Source organism: Lysinimonas soli (assembly GCF_042655435.1).
Classification (GTDB): domain Bacteria; phylum Actinomycetota; class Actinomycetes; order Actinomycetales; family Microbacteriaceae; genus Lysinimonas; species Lysinimonas soli.
The window spans coordinates 133069-149236 of record NZ_JBHSMG010000001.1 but is presented as its reverse complement, the minus strand read 5'-3'; the positions used below and the strand labels follow the sequence as shown (position 1 = coordinate 149236).

The window sequence follows — 16168 nt, the reverse complement described above, 5'->3', positions numbered from 1 at the left end:
GTGCAAGCGCCGCCCTAGACTCGTCGCGTGGCCGATGATATGGATGACCGCAAGCGCGCATTGCGGGCCGAACTCCGCGAGCGCCGTCGCATCCGTACCGCGACCGAGCGCAGTGCCGACGCCGCCGGGATCACCCAGAATCTGATCGACCTGACGAGCGACCTCAAGGTCGGATATCTCGCCGCCTACCTCTCGACCCCGGATGAGCCGCCCACCCGTGAGTTCCTGCGCTGGACGGCGGAGCGCGGCATCCGCGTGCTGTTGCCGGTGTCGCGCGAGGACGGCCTGCTCGACTGGGCGCCCTACGACGGCGATGACGAGGAGGCCGACCTGCTGGGCATGCCGACGCCCACCAGCGAACTGCTCGGACCGATCGCGATCAACGGGGTCGACCTCATCCTGGTCCCGGCCGCTTGCGTCGACCACAGCGGAATGCGCATGGGCTGGGGCATGGGCTACTTCGACAAGACCCTCGGCTCGATGGAAGCGTGCCCGCCGGTTTATGCTGTGATCTTCGACGACGAACTCGTCGACTCCGTGCCGCGGGAGCGTCACGACATGCCGGTGAACGGCGTCGTGACTCCGAGCGGCATCGTCTCGTTCTGAGGATCCGCTTTCCCATGCCCACATATTCGTACCGCTGCACCGAGTGCGGCGAGGCCTTCGACATCCAGCAGGCGTTCACGGATGACGCGCTCAGTGTCTGCCCGAACTGCGGCGGAAAGCTGCGCAAGCTGTTCAACAACGTCGGGGTGTCGTTCACGGGCTCGGGCTTCTACCGCAACGACAGCCGGGCGGCGCCGCCGTCGGAGAACTCGGGGAGCTCGGGGTCGTCCGAGTCGTCGGGGTCGGGCGGGTCGGGGTCGGGCGGATCGGGGGCGCCCGCGCCTGCCGTGACCTCCGGCGCGACGACAGCGTCGCCCCCGAGCAAGACCACGAGCAAGGAGTAACCGTGCTGAAGGGTTTCAAGGAGTTCATCCTCCGTGGCAACGTGATCGACCTGGCCGTCGCCGTGGTCATCGGCGCCGCGTTCACCGGGATCGTCAACGCCGTCGTCGAACAGGTGTTCAACCCCGCGATCGGCGCGCTCTTCAACGCCAAGACCCTGGCCGACGCCTTGCCCGTCGCCATCCCCACCACCTCCGGCGGGACGGCGACGCTGCACTTCGGCGCGGTGATCGCCGCCGTCCTCCAGTTCCTGCTGGTCGCGGTCGTCGTCTATTTCGCGCTGATCGTGCCCATCAACTACCTCAAGCGCCTCTCCTTCAAGAAGAAGGAGGAGGGGGTCGTCGAAGACGTCGACACTCCTCCCACCGAGCTCGAGCTGCTCGGCGAGATCCGCGACCTGCTGAAGGCGCAGCGACCCGCGGACTGACCCGCCGGGCGCCGGTGCGGGGTGCGTCGCGGTGCCCGGCACCCTGCACAACGTCGGGTCGGGGCACCCCTCGGGCACGCAGAGCGTCCGAGGGCGGCACTGGCCCGACATCGTGTCGGCGCCGGACACGCGCAGGCAGAGCGGCACGGCTCACGGCTCACCTACGCGGCGCCGGGCGCGGCGCGGGCGGCGTCAGTAGTGCGGCGGCTTGTCGGCGCGCATGCGCTCGTCGTTCTCGCCCCGCGGATGCCGCGGCGGCTCGGCCGCGGGCGTCGGGTCGGTGCCCTGCGGCGGCGGCGTCGTCACACGGCGATGACGGCGCGGCGCCTCGGCCAGTGGATCCGTGGCATGCCGTCCGGGGGTCCTCGGCGCGGGCGCGTCCCGCTCCGGCTCGCGCCGAGGACTGTCGGTCCCGTCGTCAGCCGCGCTGTGCCGAGGCAATGACGGGGATCTCCTGCGTCATCGGACCGGCGGCGAGTCCGCCGAGCCGTGCGATCCGATCGGCGACCGCGTCCGGGTCGCTGAACAACTCGAAGGCGTGCACCCGGGCGTAGTGCCAGCCGAGCCGGCGCAGCACCTCGGGTCGCAGCCGCAACGATTCGCGCAGGCTGCGGCCGGCCAAGACGCTGTCGGTGTCGACGACGATGCAGGTGCCGCCGTTCGCCGCCACCAGACCGAGCTTGCCGCGATGACCCAGCGCCGTGCGCAGGCCCCGCGTCGCCAGCCGACGCGACAGGTCGACGAGCATCGGGTCGCTGTCGTCGGGCAGGGGCGGTTCGGCCCGACGCGCGGCGACCTCGTCGAGGATCTCGGCGAGCGCGACCGCTCCGTGCTTGAGCCGGCCGTCGTCGATGTCGGAGGGCCGGAAGCAGGTCACGATCACGAGCGAGCGGCGGGCCCGGGTCATGGCGACCGCGAGCAGACGCTCTCCGCCCGGCTGGCCGAGCGGCCCGAAGTCGGCCAGCACCCGTCCATGCGGCGTGCGTCCGTATCCGATCGAGAAGATCACGCGGTCGCGGCTCTGCGCGACGGCCCGATCGATCGGCAGCACGGCGAACGCCTCGGCACGGTCGCCGAGCACGAACTCCGTGAGTTCGGGGCGCGACGTCATCGCGGCGAGCACCGCCTGCAGCACCCGCACGGCGTGCTTCTCGCTCGCGGTGACGACCATGAGCGACTCGTGCGGGCGGGCCGCCGCGTGTTCGAGCACGAGTTCGACGACCCGGTTGACCTCGGCGTCGACGCTTTCGACCGCTCCCGTGTCGGCGTCGGGCATGCCCGTGCCGTTCTCCACGTAGTCCAGCACGAGACTGCCGTGTCCGAGGAAGGAGCCGGCCCAGGGCAGGGAGTCGATGCGCCCCCCGTAGAAGCGGCGGTTGACGAGCTCGGCGAGATCCTCCCCACCCGCGCGGTAGCTGCGGGTGAGGCTGAGACCGGGCAGCAGCTCGCCGAGACGGGCCAGCGCGGACCGCGAATGCAGCTCGTCGAGGGCACGCGCGCCCTGCAGCGCGAGGTCCGCGTCACTCGGGGCGGCGGACGCGGCATCCGGATCCGAGACGGCGATCTCGAACGCCGACGGCGTCTGGGTCACGGGATCGCCGAACGCGACCACCTGCTTGGCCCGGCGGATCGCTCCCGCGTTCTCGGCGACGGTGGTCGCTCCGGCATCGATCAGCAGCACGGTGTCGAAGGCCATCGCGTCGGTGACCGCGTCGATCTCGTACGGCGACGCCAACCAGATCGGAGCCACGGCACGCGACAGGTGGGGGGCGACGCTCTGCAGCGCGGTCGAAGTGATGCCCTCGACCGAGAGCAGCCGCTTGAGCTCGGCTGCCTCGTCGGGCCAGTCGACCAGCCCGATCTTCCAGTTCTCGGCGAGCTGCCAGGCCAGCAGCTGGGCACTGCCCGAGGTGTGCGCCTCGTCGACGAGCCGGAAGTCGGCCTCGAGCCGCTCGAGCACCTCGGTCTTCGCCCCCAGCAGCGCCCGGTCGCCCGCGAGCAGCGAGTCGAGCGCCGACCGCCACCAGGCGAGTTCGAGCTCGGCGGCGATCTGGTCGTCGGGGATGTGCCGGGCCGCCAGGTCGGTCAGCAGCGGGTCGAGGTGCAGGGTGCGCATCGTCGCGACGAGCTCGCTGCGCTCCTGCAGGTTCTGCAGCACGTCGGACTCGGCCGCGAGCCCGGCCAGCAGTTCCCCGAGCCGGTGCAGCGGGAGCGACGCGAACTGGGTCTCGCGCGTGACGTGGCCCAGCGGAACGTCGAGCGCGGCGAGATCGGCGGCGACCTGCTGCCAGGCGACGGCGACATCCGAGATTCCGACGGGCACCTCGGGCACGACGCCGGCGGCGACGAAGCGCTGCCACATGATCCGCTGACGCTGGATGCCGCCGAGCGCCTCGTGCAGATCGCCCACGTGCATGCCGGGCCGCACGTACTCCTTCGCGAGCTTCTTGAGCCGGCGGCGGTTCGTCGACGACATCTCCGGGGCGTCGCGGCGGGGCGCGGTGGCGAGGATCAGCTCGCTCAGCGAGCGGTCGAAGACCGCGGGCACGAAGCGGTCGAGCGTGTCGCGGATGTCGGTGAGCAGCTTGAGGTAGATGCCCAGCTCTCCGATGGTCTCGAAGGGCCGCATCCGGGTCGACCCGATCAGCTGCTGCGCGCGGACCAGCAGCCGGGGCAGCTCTTCGCCGTGCAGCTTCTGGGCGAGGGCGTGCGCCTTGTGCGCTTCCTCGCCGTCGGCGAACTGGGCGCCGTACCAGGGCGAGTCGCCCGGTCCGTAGCGGAACTCGCCGAGCTTCGCGGCCTGCAGCATGGTCGCGGCCACCGAGGCGCGGTCGTTCGCCATGCGCTCGACCGTCTCGCGGTCCAGGCGCGCGGTCGTCGACGGCGGGATCGGCAGCAGTGCCAGGCGGGACAGTTCCGTGACGCAGTCCACGACCGAGACGCCGAGCTTCTCATCGGGGCGCTGCAGGGATTCGCGGTAGTCGAGCAGCACGCGGCGCAGCCGGACGAGCGCCTCGTCGACCTCGGCCAGTTGCGGCTGATGCGCCTTCTCGTTGCGCGCGATGGCGCGGACGACGTCACGGCGCAGCGTGGAGGGCGCGACCGCGAGGCCGGCGAGGCCGATGTCGGCGAAGCGTTGCGAGATGCCGCGAAGCGTCGCCCGCCGGGGGCTGACGACGAGCACGCGCTTGTTCTGCCCGACCAGGGCGCCCAGCGCGTTGACGATGGTCTGCGTTCCGCCGGTTCCCGGCATGGTCCGGACGACGAGCGAGTTGCCCGAGGCGATCTGGGCGATCACCTGCTCCTGCTCGGCATCCGCGTCGAGCAGCAGCACGTCGGTCGACGGGTCGCGGTGATCCGAGCCGATGGCCTCGACCGGGGCGAACGCCTCGTCGATGGCCCACTTGGCGGTCGCGTTGCCGGCGAGCGCGTCGAGCACGGGATGTTCGAGGTTCCAGGCGTCGGCGACGAGACGCGGGGCGACCTCGGCGAACGACGAGACGACGAGACGCGGCTGCACCGCGAAATCCGGAAGGTGTCCCGTGAGGGCGCGCAGCTGGTCGATGACGGCGTTGGGCCTGAAGGTGCCGTCGGCGTCGGCGAGGGCGACGAAGCTGTCCGCGTCGAGCACCATGCCGAACTGGCGCTCGAGGGCGAGCGCGAAGGCGGGGTTCAGCTCGGGGATGCCGCGCAGCTTGAGCTCGAAGTCGCGGCCGTGCCGACGGATGGCCAGCGGGCGCAACAGGATCGGCGCCGTGTACTCCTCGTCGGCCGAGCTCCATCGCGCCAGGCCGATGCCGAGCCGGACCGCGTCGATCCCGCGGGTGGTCGACAGCTCGAGACCCTTGGCGGCGATCCGGTCGGCGGCGAGCCGTGCCGAACGCAGGGCGATGTCGTCGCGGATCAACTGCGAGAGCAGGGTGGTCTGCCCCGTGATGAATCGAGCGAGGCCCCCGGGATGCGTCGTGCTCAGTTCGATGCGCGTGCTCGCCTCGTCGACGAAGTGCAGCAGGGGCGATCGTCCGCCGACGGCCCCGAGCTCGGCGCGCCACTGGGAACGCACCGGATCGGCGATGTCCCCGGCGCCTCGCGGGGTCGAGGGGACGACTCGGGGGGCGGAGACCGGGCGCTCAGCGCTCGGGGTTCCGTCCTCGGTCACGAGATCCTCATCCCGTCGGTTGGCAGGCCACACGCGGTCAGGTTACGGGTCAGGCCTCCGTATTCCCCGGACCCCCGCGGGGTTTCGCGAACTAGGATCACCGACATGCGCGCCGATCTGCCGACCGTCGTCGGCCTCGTGATCGGCATCGTCGTCGTCGCGTTCGTCGGGCTCACGGTCGCCGGCTTCGTCCTGCTCGCCCGACGCGCGCGCCGCGAGGCCTCCTCGCCCGCTCCTGGTCGGACCTCGGCCGGCGTCTCGCTGGTGCAGGCGGATGACGCGATCAAGGCCGGGGACGACGAACTCGACTTCGCGCTGGCCCAGTTCGGTGAGGAGCGCACCCGGGAGTTCGCGACCGTGCTCGCCCGCGCGAAAGCGGATCTGACCCGCGCCTTCCGGCTGCAGCAGCAGCTCGACGACGGAACGCCCGACTCGGAGCAGCAGCGCACCGAGTGGACCCGGCAGATCCGGTCGCTCGCCGACGGGGCGCGCGAGTCGGTCACCGCCATGACGGCGAGTTTCGACGAACTGCGCCGCAGCGAGGCGGGAGCCCCCGAGACCCTCGCGGTGCTGCGCGCCTCCCTGGTCGCTCTCGCGTCTCGCCGGGCGGCCGGCGCGGACACGATCTCCGAGCTGCGCACCCGATACCTCGACTCGGCGATCGGCACGGTCGACGCCGATCTCGCGGCCGCCGACGCCGCGCTGTCCTCCGCGACCACGGCGGTGGACGAGGCGGATGCCGCCCTCGCCGCCTCGACCGTGCCCAACGTCGTCGACCAGCTCGCCGCCGCCCACGCCGCACTCGGCACGGCGACCCGGCGGCTGGACGCGATCGACCATCGCCGCGACGAACTCGCGGCCGCCGAGGCGAGCATCGCCGAGCTGGTGCGCCACGCCTCCGACGCGATCGCGGCGGCCAGGTCGTTGCGGGATGCCCCGCCCGACCCGGACTCGGCGGACGAGGTGAATGCGGCGATCGCGGCGCTTCAGGGCGAGCTGGGCGCTGCGGCCGCATCCGGACGCGTGGATCCGGCCGCCCGGCTCGACCGCCTCGTCGACGCGAGCGACAAGCTCGACATCGCCGTCGCGTCGGCCCAGAACCAGCAGCGCCGACTCGACGGGGCCCGCTCGGCCCTTGGCGGCGCGCTGGTCTCGGCCCGCAGCCAGATCGCCGCCGTGACCGACTACATCGACGGGCACCGCGGCGGCGTCGGAGCGCAGGCGCGCACCCGGCTCGCCGAGGCCCAACGCCAGCTCGTGCTCGCCCAGAACGAGGCGGACCCGGTCGCGGCGCTCGACATCGCCCGGCGGGCGCAGACCGACGCCCGCGACGCGGACGCCCTCGCGCGCTACGACACGGGCGGTTAGACCCGCCCCAGGCCCGAGCGCCTAGACCCGGGCGACCAGCTCGAACGGATCGGCGAGCATCGCCGCCAGCTCGTCGAGCAGCATCCGGACCTCGACGGCGTCGATCGCGTCAGGGGCGAACGACAGGCTGAGGGTCAGGAGCCAGCGCAACTCGATGCGTCCCTCGAACTCGGCGGGCTGCCGGCGCAGCTCGCCGACGCTCAGCGACGACGCCTGGCCGGCGCGCCCGGCGTTGACCGCCCGAGCGGCGGTCGCCCCATCGAGCGCGGCGGTCAGCTCGCTCACCCGCAGCCCGGCACCCGACACGCCCGCGAGACCCGGCACGTCCCACAGCGCATCGGCGCGCGGATGCCGCACCGCGGCGGCCAGGAACGCGCGCGCCACGAGAGCCCGGGTCGACACGCGCCCCCCGTCGCGCCGCGCGTGCCGGTCGAGGCGCTCCGACAGCTCGACGAGAGCGGTGACGTCCACCGTCGCCAACTGGACGCCGGGAAGCGGAACAGCCTGTTCGACGGCGAACGACTCCGCGATCCGCCGGTCGCTCAGGTTCGGAAGCTGCGGTGAATAGCTGGGGGCGAGCGTCATTGCGTGTCCTCTCCGACGCTGGCAATCGTGCGCCCGACGGGCCGATCGCACAAGGCCAACGCGCGGAACAGAGCAGAATGCCCAAAACTCGCCGCCGAAACCGTGCCATACTGCGCACATGCCCGAACTCGACAGCACCGACGCGCGCATCCTGCTCGCGCTGCGCGAGAACGCCCGCCTCTCGGGGGTCGAACTCGCCCAGCGGCTGGGCCTCTCCCGCAACACCGTGCAATCCCGGCTCGCTCGCCTCGAGTCGAGCGACCTGCTCGGTCCCGTGGATCGCCGCGTGCATCATCGGGCCCTCGGCTACCCCCTCACCGCCTTCGTCACGGCGAGGGCCGATCAACATCGCCTCGCGTCGATCGAGCACGATCTCGCCGCGATCCCCCAGGTCGTCGAGGTGCACGGCATCGCCGGCAAGGACGACGTCATCATCCGGGTGGTCGCCCGGGATGCCGACGACCTCTACCGGATCGCGGGCCTCATCCTGACCGTTCCCGGCATCGAACGCACCGAGGTGTCGCTCTCGGTCCGCGAGATGGTCCCGTATCGCACCGCGCCGTTGCTGCGCGCGATCGCGAACGGCCGCACGCCGACCGCCGAGACGACCCGGTAGCCCCGACCCCGAACCGGCGACGTCACCCCGTCCGGGCCCGCCAGACTGGGGGCGTGGACCCGACCGCCCTGCACCTCGCCTTCCTCACCGCGGCCGGCGTCGCAGCCGGGATCATCGGAACGGCCGGCGGTATCACCTCGCTCGTCGCGTATCCGGCTCTGCTCGCGGTCGGCATCCCGCCACTCTCCGCGAACGTCACCAACTCGATCGCCCTGCTGGGCAGCGGACTCGGCTCGAGCCTCGGATCGCGGCCGGAGCTGCGCGAGCACGGCGCCACGGTGCGCCGCTGGGCGCCGATCGCGGTGATCGGTGCCGTCGCGGGCGCCGTGCTGCTGCTCGCGACCCCGCCCGGGGTGTTCGCCTGGGTCGTGCCGTTCCTGGTCGCCTCCGCCGCCGCGCTGCTGCTGCTCCAGCCGCGGATCACGCGCTGGCACACGGCGCGGGACCGCCCGATCGCGGGGTGGTCGATCCTCGCCGCCGTGTTCGGGGTCGCCGTGTACGACGGCTACTTCGGAGCCGGCTCGGGCGTTCTCATGATCGCCGTCATCCTGATCCTGATCGACCACGAACTGGCGAGGGCGAACGCCCTCAAGAACGTGCTGCTGTTCATCGCCGATCTGCTGCCCGCCGTGCTGTTCGCGCTCGCCGGACCCGTCGTCTGGGCAGCGGTTCTGCCCCTCGGCCTCGGTGCGCTGGGCGGCGGCCTGATCGGACCGCACCTGATGCGACGCGCCCCGAGGAACGCCCTGCGGATCGCGATCGCGCTGCTGGGATTCGGGCTCGCCGCCTGGTTGCTCGCCCAGGCGATCGGTGGATGACGCTCAGAGCCAGCCGGACCGCGACCCCGCCGGATCGACCGATCCCGCGACCGAGGTCGCGCTCCGCTCGAGGAAGGCGACGATCTCGTCATCGGGCATGTCGGTGTTGAGCGCGCTCTCGACCAGCACCTCCTCGGCGAAGGCCACCCAGGAGCGCAGCGCGATGCGCAGCAGCTCGGAGTCGGCGGCACCGAGTTCGCGGAACACCGCGATGAGCCGGTCGGCGTGCAGTCCGCGCGCCTGCTCGACGACCTCGCGCACCTCCGGGTCGCCGGATGCCGCCCCCCGCACCAGCGAGTAGAACGTCCCGCGGTGCCCGCGCACGAACTGCACGATCCGGGTCAGGGTGTCACGCAGCCGGTCGAGGGGGGCGAGGTCGAGGGCGGGCTCCGTCGCCCGCAGCATGCCGTCGCGCGCGGCCTGCACGACCGCCCGGTGCAGACCCTGCTTCGAGCCGAAGTAGTAGAACAGCAGGCCGCGCGACACCCCGGCCTGGGCCGCCAGGTACTCGATCGTGAGCGCGTCGAGAGGGCGATCCACGAGCGCGGCGACGCCGAGGGCGGTCAGCTGAGCCTGCCGCTTCTCGGGGGTCAAGCGAGTGCGATGATCGCTGGCCATGTCCGGCAGATTACCCCCGGCGCTCGCTATTGACGCCCCGTCAAAAAAGATCGGGAATCGGCGTCATAACTCGGGCACCTCCACGTCTCTTCTGGTGGGACGTCACTCATGACGCTCCTCGGAACAGCCGGGATCCCGCTCGCGGGACCGGATTGGATCAAGGAGGATTCAATGAAGAAGCAAGGTTCGGCAGCAGCGGATCCGCACAAATTCACCGCCAAGCGGGCAGGACGGATCGTGCTCGCCGCGGTGCCCGTGGCCATCGCCGCGACCGTCGTGCTGGGCGGCGTCGCCAACGGAGCCGTTCCGGTCTCGTTCGCGATCTCGGGCAGCCAGTTCAAGATCAGCGCGAGCGAACTCGATGGAACGAGCTTCTCGCAGTACGCCGGCGTGACGAAAGACGACAAGGGCGGCGCGCACCAGGTGGCGATCGCGAACATCGGTGACGCGACCCTGACCAACATGTGCCAGTCGGTCGTGTCCGACACCCCCCTCGGCAAGGTCGGGGTCAAGATCACCGCGGGCGGCGGCGGCAACCCCGTCCAGGCGAAGGGCCTCCAGATCGGCATGACCGACCTCAAGGGCGACGCGACGTTCACCGACATCCGCATCGGCCTCGATGCCTCGACGGTGCGCACCGACGCGAAGGGCTCGCCCGGCGACTTCTCGCAGGACTCCCAGGGCATCAAGATCACCAGCCTTCAGCAGACCGCGTGGTCGACGACCGCCGCCGTGTTCACCCTCAACGGCATGCACGTGCAACTCACCAACGGCGACGAATGCTTCTAGACCGGCGCCGCATCGGTCGTGAAGCACTCGTGAAGGAGTTGAGGAACGTGAACGTGAAGAGCAGAGGGTTCGGCGCCTGGCGCCGACAACGACCCTTCGTGGGCGGCCTGCTTCTGATCCTGGCGGGCGTGGAGATGTTCTTCTCCACGCAGCTGGACCTCGGCAAGCTGCACATCCAGATGGGGATCGAGGGCTTCCAAGCCACGATCATCCCCCTCGGTCTCGCCCTGCTCGGGGCTCTGATCATGGCGATGCCGCAGCATCGGATCTTCTACGGCGTGATCGCCCTTGCCCTGTCGATCTACTCGATCGTCGGCGTCAACCTGGGGGGATTCTTCGTCGGGATGCTGCTGAGCGCCGTGGGGGGGATCCTCGCCGTGTCATGGCTGCCCAAGTCGACCGCGCCCGCCGAGTCGACCGAGGCGCTCGCCGCGGTCGAAGCCCCCGAACACCAGCGCGAGCTCGTGTTCGCGGTGGGCGGGGCGACAGGCGATCGCGGGTCCCACGCCGAAGCGGTCCCGTTCGAGGTCTTGCGCCCCGGATGGACCGCCGAGCTGGCGCGCAGAGCCGAGGCCGTCGGCAGTGCCGAGGCCGAGGGCACCGAGATCACCGAGCCGCTCGGCCGCGAGGACTCCCCCGCGGAGCCGCCCCCTTTTTCGGCAGCGCCGACCAAGGTCGGCACGTCGCGTAGGCCGGGTGCCGCAGCCGCGGCCCTTCTGCTCATCGCGGCGCTCAGCGGAATCGGCGCAGCGAAGGCCCCGGCGGCACCGACCGCGTTCTGCATTCCGCTGCTGATGAACTGCAGCACGCCCAGTCCGAGCCCGACGCCGACCCCGAGCCCGAGCCCGAGCGGCCCGCTCGGGGGGCTCGTCGGCGGCCTGCTCGGCGGGGCGACGAAGGGGATCCCGGGCACGCCGTCGGCGTCGAGCACGGCCCCGCTCGTGATCGGGCCCGACAACGGTGCCCCGGTCTTCACCCTGCCGGCCGGGCAGCTGGGCGGGTCGTCGATCTCGATCAGCGGCATCCATCAGCTCGGCCTCGTCACGGTGTCGCGCATCGACGGCAGCCGGTTCCCGGTGATCAAGCTCGTCGCCGACGATGTCACCATCACGGGCTTCCTGCTCGACGTCCGCCGCGCGACGGGACCGTCGCTGGTGTCGTCGGCCGACCGGATGGAGCTCAAGGGGCACGTGCAGGTCTACCTCGACTCCCTGACCGGCACGACCCTCGGTGGGCTCGGCCTGACCCTGGGAACGGATGCCACCCCACCACCCGGCAACGAGCTGCCGTCGTCGCTCCTGCGCGTCAACCTCGGGCTCGTGGGCACGACCGCCGATTCCATCAGCTACTCGAATCTGCACCAGGCGTTGCACGAGTAACCGCCGTGCGACCTTCGGCCGGGTCCGCGATCAGGGCGGACCCGGCCGCCCCACACCTCGGTGCTACCTCTGCGGCAGGTTGCTCAGCATCTGACTCACGAGCTGCACGGTCCAGATCGACGTCACGACGAGCGAGACGACGACCACGCCGATGTACGCCCAGATCGGCGCCAGTCCGCGCGGCCGGGCCACCCGGCGCACGATGACCGATCGGCCGATGATGTAGACCAGCGGGTTCAGGAACGTCCAGGCCCAGTGGAACGGCCGCACCACGCCCGCGGCGTGCAGCGCCCGCCAGTCGCGGTACGCGAAGAAGACGCTGAGGCCGTACAGGATCCAGCCGGCCGCGACCATCAGGAAGTAGCCGGGGCCGTACATCGAGGTCCGATCCACCGTCATCGTGCCGTCCGGTCCGGTCATGAATCGGAAGCTCGGCTGCCAGGTGAAGAGCAGCGGCAGGGTCAGCAGCGGCAGGAATACGACCAGCCAGATGAACGGGCTGTAGATCTTGGCGCCGGCGGGCAGCGTGGGTCGCTCGAGCGGGTTCGCCGCGGCGACGTGCTCGGTCCACGCCGTGCCATCCCACCAGCGCAGTTGGCCGGCAGCGCTCGCGTCGGCGTACCAGCCGGCGGGGGTCGGGGTGGCATCGGTCATCGAGGGCTCCTCACGTGGTGGCTCCATCATGGGTCATCCCGGGTCCCGCTCGGAACAGCGACCCGGCCGTCCGGTGGCGCCCTGCGTACCATGGGAGGGATGTCAACGGTCGCGACGGTCCAGCCCCTCACCGACGACGAGGTCGCCGCGTTCCGTCGCGACTTCCCGGCGCTCGCGCAATCGGTGAACGGTCATCCGCTCGCCTACCTCGACTCGGCGGCGACATCCGAGAAGCCCGTCCAGGTGCTGGATGCCGAACGCACCTACCTCGAGCACCAGAACGCCGCCGTGCACCGCGGCGCCCACACCCTCGCCGCCGAGGCGACGGAGCTCTTCGAGCACGCCCGCTCCCGCGTCGCCCGGTTCATCGGTGCCCTCGACGACGAGGTGGTCTGGACCTCGAACGCGACCGCCGCGGCGAACCTCGTCGCGTACTCGCTCGGCAACCTTCCGGCCGGGTCCCCCCTCGCGTTCGGGTCGGGCGACGAGATCGTCGTCACCGAGCTCGAGCATCACGCCAACCTCATTCCGTGGCAGCAGCTCGCGGCGCGCACCGGAGCCACCCTGCGCTACATCCCGATCGATGACCAGGGCGAGCTGCGGCTCGACGATCTCGACTCGATCGTGACCGAGCGCACCCGCCTCATCGCGGTCGCGCACGTCTCGAACGTGCTCGGCGCCGTCACGCCGATCGCCGAGCTGGTGCGGCGCGGGCGGCAGGTCGGCGCCCTCGTCGCCCTCGATGCCTGTCAGTCGGCTCCGCATCTGCCCCTCGACGTGAAGGCCCTCGACGTCGACTTCGCGTTCTTCTCGGGTCACAAGATGCTGGCCCCGACCGGCATCGGCGTGCTCTACGGTCGTCGCGCGCTGCTCGACGCGATGCCGCCGTTCCTCACGGGCGGATCGATGATCACGACCGTGACGATGGAGTCCGCCGAGTTCCTGCCCGCGCCGCAGCGCTTCGAGGCGGGCACGCAGCCCGTCTCGCAGGCGATCGCGCTCGCCGCCGCGATCGACTACCTCGACGCGATCGGGATGCCGCGCATCGCCTTGCACGAAGCGGAACTGGGCGCAGCTCTCGTCGCCGGCCTCGGGGCGATCCCCGGCATCCGCGTGCTCGGCGCGGACTCGTCGGCGCCGCGGGTGGGCCTGGCCGCCTTCACCCTCGACGGGGTGCACGCGCACGACCTCGGTCAGTTCCTCGACGACCGCGGGATCGCGGTGCGGGTCGGGCACCACTGTGCCCAGCCCCTGCATCGCCGACTCGGCACGACCGCCAGCACACGGGCGAGCACCTACCTCTACACGACCCGCGACGAGATCGATCGCCTGTTCGAGGCGGTCGAGGGCGCCGCCGCATTCTTCGGAGCGCACACATGACCTCCTCGGAACTGGAAGAGCTCTACCGCGAGGTCATCCTCGACCACTCCCGGCGTCCGCACGGGTACGGCCTACTCGGCGGAACCGCCGCGACCTCGCACCAGATCAACCCCACCTGCGGCGACGAGCTCACCGTCGAACTGCATCTCGAGCCGGGCCCCGACGGAGTCGCGCGCGTCGTCTCGGCGAACTGGGAGGGACACGGCTGCGCGATCTCGCAGGCGTCGGCCTCGCTGCTGAGCGATCTGGCATCCGGCTTGACGGTCGACGAGCTGGCCTCGCGGATCGACGCCTTCCGCGACGCGATGCGATCGCGGGGGGCGATCGCGCCGAGCGAGGAGCTGTTCGGCGATGCCTCCGTGCTCGCCGGGGTCTCACGGTATCCGGCTCGCGTGAAGTGCGCGATGCTCGGTTGGGTCGCCGCCGAGCAGGCGCTCGCCGCCGTCTGACCCCCTCCCGCCTCTCCCCCGCGCGAGCGCCGTCGTTTCTCGCGAGCGCGCGCCCGCTGAGCGCGGCGCTCGAAAGATTGAGCGGCGCTCGCCGACGTGCCGAGGGGTCGGTAGGGTCGTGGTGATCCGGATGCGGAGCAGAGACCGAGGAGACGTCATGGTGACGGCGATCGAGGTTCACGGCCTGACCAAGCGCTATGGGCAGACCGTCGCGGTCGACGACGTCTCGTTCCAGGTGGAACGCGGCAGCGTGTTCGCCTTCGTCGGCACCAACGGTGCGGGCAAGTCGACCACGATCGCCTGCCTCACGACCCTGCTCGGGTTCGAGGCCGGCGAGGTGACGGTGCTCGGCCACGACGTCCGCAGGGAAGGTGACGAGGTCCGGCGCGGCATCGGTGTCGTCTTTCAGGAGTCGATCATGGATCCGCTGCTGAGCGTGCGCGAGAACCTCCGGGTGCGCGGCGCCTTCTATCGCAGCGCGCCGGAGGCGGTCGACGCGCGCATCACCGAGCTGGGCGAGCTCATCGGCCTGAGCCACCTGCTGACCCGGCGCTACGGCCGGATCTCGGGCGGCGAGCGCCGACGCGCCGACATCGCACGTGCCCTGCTCGCCTCGCCGTCGGTGATCTTCCTCGACGAGCCGACGGCGGGCCTCGACCCGGCCGGGCGGGCATCCGTCTGGTCGACCATCCGTACCCTGCGTGAACGACACGGTCTCACGGTCTTCCTCACCACCCACTACCTCGAGGAGACCGAGGAGGCGGATCAGGTCTGCATGATCGATCGCGGCCGCATCGTCGCCGCGGGTACCCCGGCCGAGCTGCGGGCGCGGTACAGCAGCAGCGTGCTCAGCGTGACCACGACCGACCTGCCGGCGCTCGCGGCCCTGGCGACGGCGGCCGGCTGTTCCCTGACGGAGGAGGAACCGGCGCGGATCACCGTGCCCGACGCGCACACCGCCATGCGGATCCTGGAACAGCACGGCGCGAAGGTCGTCGACTTCGAGTTCCGGCACGGCACCATGGACGACGTGTTCCTCGCCGTGACCGCCTCCGCGGACCGTGAGGAGCCTCGCGCATGAGGGTCATCGCCGACATCGTGGGGCGCAACCTCCGCATCTACTTCCGAGACCGCCTCGGCGTCTTCTTCTCCCTGCTCGGCGCCCTCGTGCTCTTCCTGCTCTACATGCTCTTCCTGCGGACCCTCCAGACCGGCGACCTCGCGAACAGCTTCCCCGCGGCGAGCTCGGCGAGCGTCTCGGCCTTCGTCGACACCTGGATGTTCGCCGGCATCATCAGCATCACCACGATCACGACCGGACTCGGCGCCTTCAGCAGCTTCGTCGACGACGCCGTCACGGCGCGCTTCCGCGACTTCCTGGTGTCGCCGATCCGGCGCAGCCAGCTGAGCCTCGGCTACCTGATCTCGAGCTTCGTCATCGCCATGACGATGAGCATCATCGTGCTGGTGCTGAGCCTCGCCTACCTGTTCTTCGTCGACGGCCTGCTGCTCGGCGTGGCGACGATCGCCATCGTCGTGGGCGAGATCGCCCTCAGCTGCCTGGCATTCGCGGCGCTGTCGGCATTCGGCATCTCGTTCGTGCGCACCCAGGGGGCCTTCGCTGCCCTGTCGACGATCGTGGGCACCGTGCTCGGATTCATCGCGGGAGCCTACGTGCCGGTCGGCGCCTTCCCGGAGGGGGTGCGCAATGTGATCAACGCCCTGCCCTTCGGACAGCTCGCGACCCTGATCCGCCAGCAGCTGTCGGAGGGGACGCTGGCGAAGCTGACCGCGGGCCAGCCCCAGGCGACCGAGCGCCTCTCGGCGGTCTACGGCATCACCGCGAGCGTCGGCGATTGGCAGGTTCCGACGGCCTACGTGCTGGCGGTGCTCGCCGCGATGGCCGTGGTGTTCACGGCCCTCGCCGCGGCCCGGATCCGCAGCCGCCTGCGCTGACCGCCTGCGCTGACGGCCCGCG

General features: G+C 71.2%; 16 protein-coding genes. 12 read left to right on the top strand and 4 right to left on the bottom strand.

Annotated features, from left to right (window positions below; translation table 11 throughout):
• Window positions 1-27 precede the first annotated feature (27 nt).
• Genes ACFPJ4_RS00770 through mscL form a run of 3 tightly spaced genes read left to right on the top strand, consistent with a single transcriptional unit; the run spans window position 28 to window position 1375 of the window.
• Window positions 28-606 (top strand): 5-formyltetrahydrofolate cyclo-ligase, encoded by a 579-nt coding sequence (locus tag ACFPJ4_RS00770; RefSeq protein WP_386738374.1) that lies wholly within the window; start codon window positions 28-30, stop codon window positions 604-606.
• A gap of 14 nt (window positions 607-620) precedes the next feature.
• Window positions 621-950, top strand: coding sequence for an FmdB family zinc ribbon protein (locus ACFPJ4_RS00765; protein ID WP_386738373.1), 330 nt, complete (start codon window positions 621-623; stop codon window positions 948-950).
• A gap of 5 nt (window positions 951-955) precedes the next feature.
• The gene (mscL, locus tag ACFPJ4_RS00760; protein ID WP_386739747.1) at window positions 956-1375 is read left to right on the top strand and encodes a large conductance mechanosensitive channel protein MscL; all 420 of its coding nucleotides are present in this window, start codon (window positions 956-958) and stop codon (window positions 1373-1375) included.
• 418 nt (window positions 1376-1793) lie between these two features.
• On the opposite strand, the gene ACFPJ4_RS00755 is transcribed toward mscL, so the two are convergent.
• Window positions 1794-5567: an AAA family ATPase gene (locus ACFPJ4_RS00755; RefSeq protein WP_386738372.1), complete on the bottom strand. Its 3774-nt coding sequence runs from the start codon at window positions 5565-5567 to the stop codon at window positions 1794-1796.
• Window positions 5568-5639: 72 nt separating this feature from the next.
• Between ACFPJ4_RS00755 and ACFPJ4_RS00750 the strand changes: the two genes are divergently transcribed.
• Window positions 5640-6902, top strand: coding sequence for a hypothetical protein (locus ACFPJ4_RS00750; RefSeq protein WP_386738371.1), 1263 nt, complete (start codon window positions 5640-5642; stop codon window positions 6900-6902).
• Window positions 6903-6923: 21 nt separating this feature from the next.
• Here the strand turns inward: ACFPJ4_RS00750 and ACFPJ4_RS00745 are convergent, their stop codons facing one another.
• Window positions 6924-7487, bottom strand: coding sequence for a hypothetical protein (locus ACFPJ4_RS00745; protein WP_386738370.1), 564 nt, complete (start codon window positions 7485-7487; stop codon window positions 6924-6926).
• Window positions 7488-7605: 118 nt separating this feature from the next.
• On the opposite strand from ACFPJ4_RS00745, the gene ACFPJ4_RS00740 reads away from it, so the two are divergent.
• Together ACFPJ4_RS00740 and ACFPJ4_RS00735 are read left to right on the top strand one after the other, a co-directional pair.
• Window positions 7606-8103, top strand: coding sequence for an Lrp/AsnC family transcriptional regulator (locus tag ACFPJ4_RS00740; protein ID WP_386738369.1), 498 nt, complete (start codon window positions 7606-7608; stop codon window positions 8101-8103).
• A gap of 53 nt (window positions 8104-8156) precedes the next feature.
• Window positions 8157-8921 (top strand): sulfite exporter TauE/SafE family protein, encoded by a 765-nt coding sequence (locus ACFPJ4_RS00735; RefSeq protein WP_386738367.1) that lies wholly within the window; start codon window positions 8157-8159, stop codon window positions 8919-8921.
• Window positions 8922-8924: 3 nt separating this feature from the next.
• On the opposite strand, the gene ACFPJ4_RS00730 is transcribed toward ACFPJ4_RS00735, so the two are convergent.
• Window positions 8925-9539, bottom strand: a complete 615-nt coding sequence (locus tag ACFPJ4_RS00730) for a TetR/AcrR family transcriptional regulator (protein ID WP_386738366.1) — start codon at window positions 9537-9539, stop codon at window positions 8925-8927.
• 171 nt (window positions 9540-9710) lie between these two features.
• Between ACFPJ4_RS00730 and ACFPJ4_RS00725 the strand changes: the two genes are divergently transcribed.
• Both ACFPJ4_RS00725 and ACFPJ4_RS00720 read left to right on the top strand, forming a co-directional pair.
• Window positions 9711-10328, top strand: a complete 618-nt coding sequence (locus ACFPJ4_RS00725) for a DUF6230 family protein (RefSeq protein ID WP_386738365.1) — start codon at window positions 9711-9713, stop codon at window positions 10326-10328.
• A gap of 47 nt (window positions 10329-10375) precedes the next feature.
• Window positions 10376-11707 (top strand): DUF6114 domain-containing protein, encoded by a 1332-nt coding sequence (locus ACFPJ4_RS00720; RefSeq protein ID WP_386738364.1) that lies wholly within the window; start codon window positions 10376-10378, stop codon window positions 11705-11707.
• A gap of 63 nt (window positions 11708-11770) precedes the next feature.
• On the opposite strand, the gene ACFPJ4_RS00715 is transcribed toward ACFPJ4_RS00720, so the two are convergent.
• Window positions 11771-12361, bottom strand: a complete 591-nt coding sequence (locus tag ACFPJ4_RS00715; protein WP_386738362.1) for a DUF2510 domain-containing protein — start codon at window positions 12359-12361, stop codon at window positions 11771-11773.
• Window positions 12362-12451: 90 nt separating this feature from the next.
• Here ACFPJ4_RS00715 and ACFPJ4_RS00710 point away from each other — a divergent pair, with 90 nt between their 5' ends.
• From ACFPJ4_RS00710 to ACFPJ4_RS00695, 4 genes are all read left to right on the top strand, one after another.
• Entirely contained in the window at window positions 12452-13741 is a 1290-nt protein-coding gene (locus ACFPJ4_RS00710) for a cysteine desulfurase (protein WP_386738361.1), read from the top strand.
• Window positions 13738-14190, top strand: a complete 453-nt coding sequence (gene sufU, locus ACFPJ4_RS00705) for a Fe-S cluster assembly sulfur transfer protein SufU (RefSeq protein ID WP_386738359.1) — start codon at window positions 13738-13740, stop codon at window positions 14188-14190. Before ACFPJ4_RS00710 ends, sufU begins: the two co-directional genes overlap by 4 nt.
• 157 nt (window positions 14191-14347) lie before the next feature.
• A complete protein-coding gene (locus ACFPJ4_RS00700) occupies window positions 14348-15271 on the top strand; it encodes an ABC transporter ATP-binding protein (protein ID WP_386738358.1) in 924 nt (307 codons plus the stop codon).
• Window positions 15268-16146: an ABC transporter permease gene (locus ACFPJ4_RS00695; protein WP_386738357.1), complete on the top strand. Its 879-nt coding sequence runs from the start codon at window positions 15268-15270 to the stop codon at window positions 16144-16146. Before ACFPJ4_RS00700 ends, ACFPJ4_RS00695 begins: the two co-directional genes overlap by 4 nt.
• The last annotated feature ends 22 nt before the right edge of the window (window positions 16147-16168 follow it).

Excerpts from the sequence above, each read along its gene's own strand:
- ACFPJ4_RS00700 (WP_386738358.1), top strand. The coding sequence starts at position 14,348 with ATGGTGACGGCGATCGAGGTTCACGGCCTGACCAAGCGCTATGGGCAG.
- sufU (WP_386738359.1), top strand. The coding sequence starts at position 13,738 with ATGACCTCCTCGGAACTGGAAGAGCTCTACCGCGAGGTCATCCTCGAC.
- ACFPJ4_RS00725 (WP_386738365.1), top strand. The coding sequence starts at position 9,711 with ATGAAGAAGCAAGGTTCGGCAGCAGCGGATCCGCACAAATTCACCGCC.
- ACFPJ4_RS00740 (WP_386738369.1), top strand. The coding sequence starts at position 7,606 with ATGCCCGAACTCGACAGCACCGACGCGCGCATCCTGCTCGCGCTGCGC.
- ACFPJ4_RS00710 (WP_386738361.1), top strand. The coding sequence starts at position 12,452 with ATGGGAGGGATGTCAACGGTCGCGACGGTCCAGCCCCTCACCGACGAC.
- ACFPJ4_RS00730 (WP_386738366.1), bottom strand. The coding sequence starts at position 9,539 with ATGGCCAGCGATCATCGCACTCGCTTGACCCCCGAGAAGCGGCAGGCT.
- ACFPJ4_RS00765 (WP_386738373.1), top strand. The coding sequence starts at position 621 with ATGCCCACATATTCGTACCGCTGCACCGAGTGCGGCGAGGCCTTCGAC.
- ACFPJ4_RS00715 (WP_386738362.1), bottom strand. The coding sequence starts at position 12,361 with ATGACCGATGCCACCCCGACCCCCGCCGGCTGGTACGCCGACGCGAGC.
- ACFPJ4_RS00745 (WP_386738370.1), bottom strand. The coding sequence starts at position 7,487 with ATGACGCTCGCCCCCAGCTATTCACCGCAGCTTCCGAACCTGAGCGAC.
- ACFPJ4_RS00750 (WP_386738371.1), top strand. The coding sequence starts at position 5,640 with ATGCGCGCCGATCTGCCGACCGTCGTCGGCCTCGTGATCGGCATCGTC.
- ACFPJ4_RS00695 (WP_386738357.1), top strand. The coding sequence starts at position 15,268 with ATGAGGGTCATCGCCGACATCGTGGGGCGCAACCTCCGCATCTACTTC.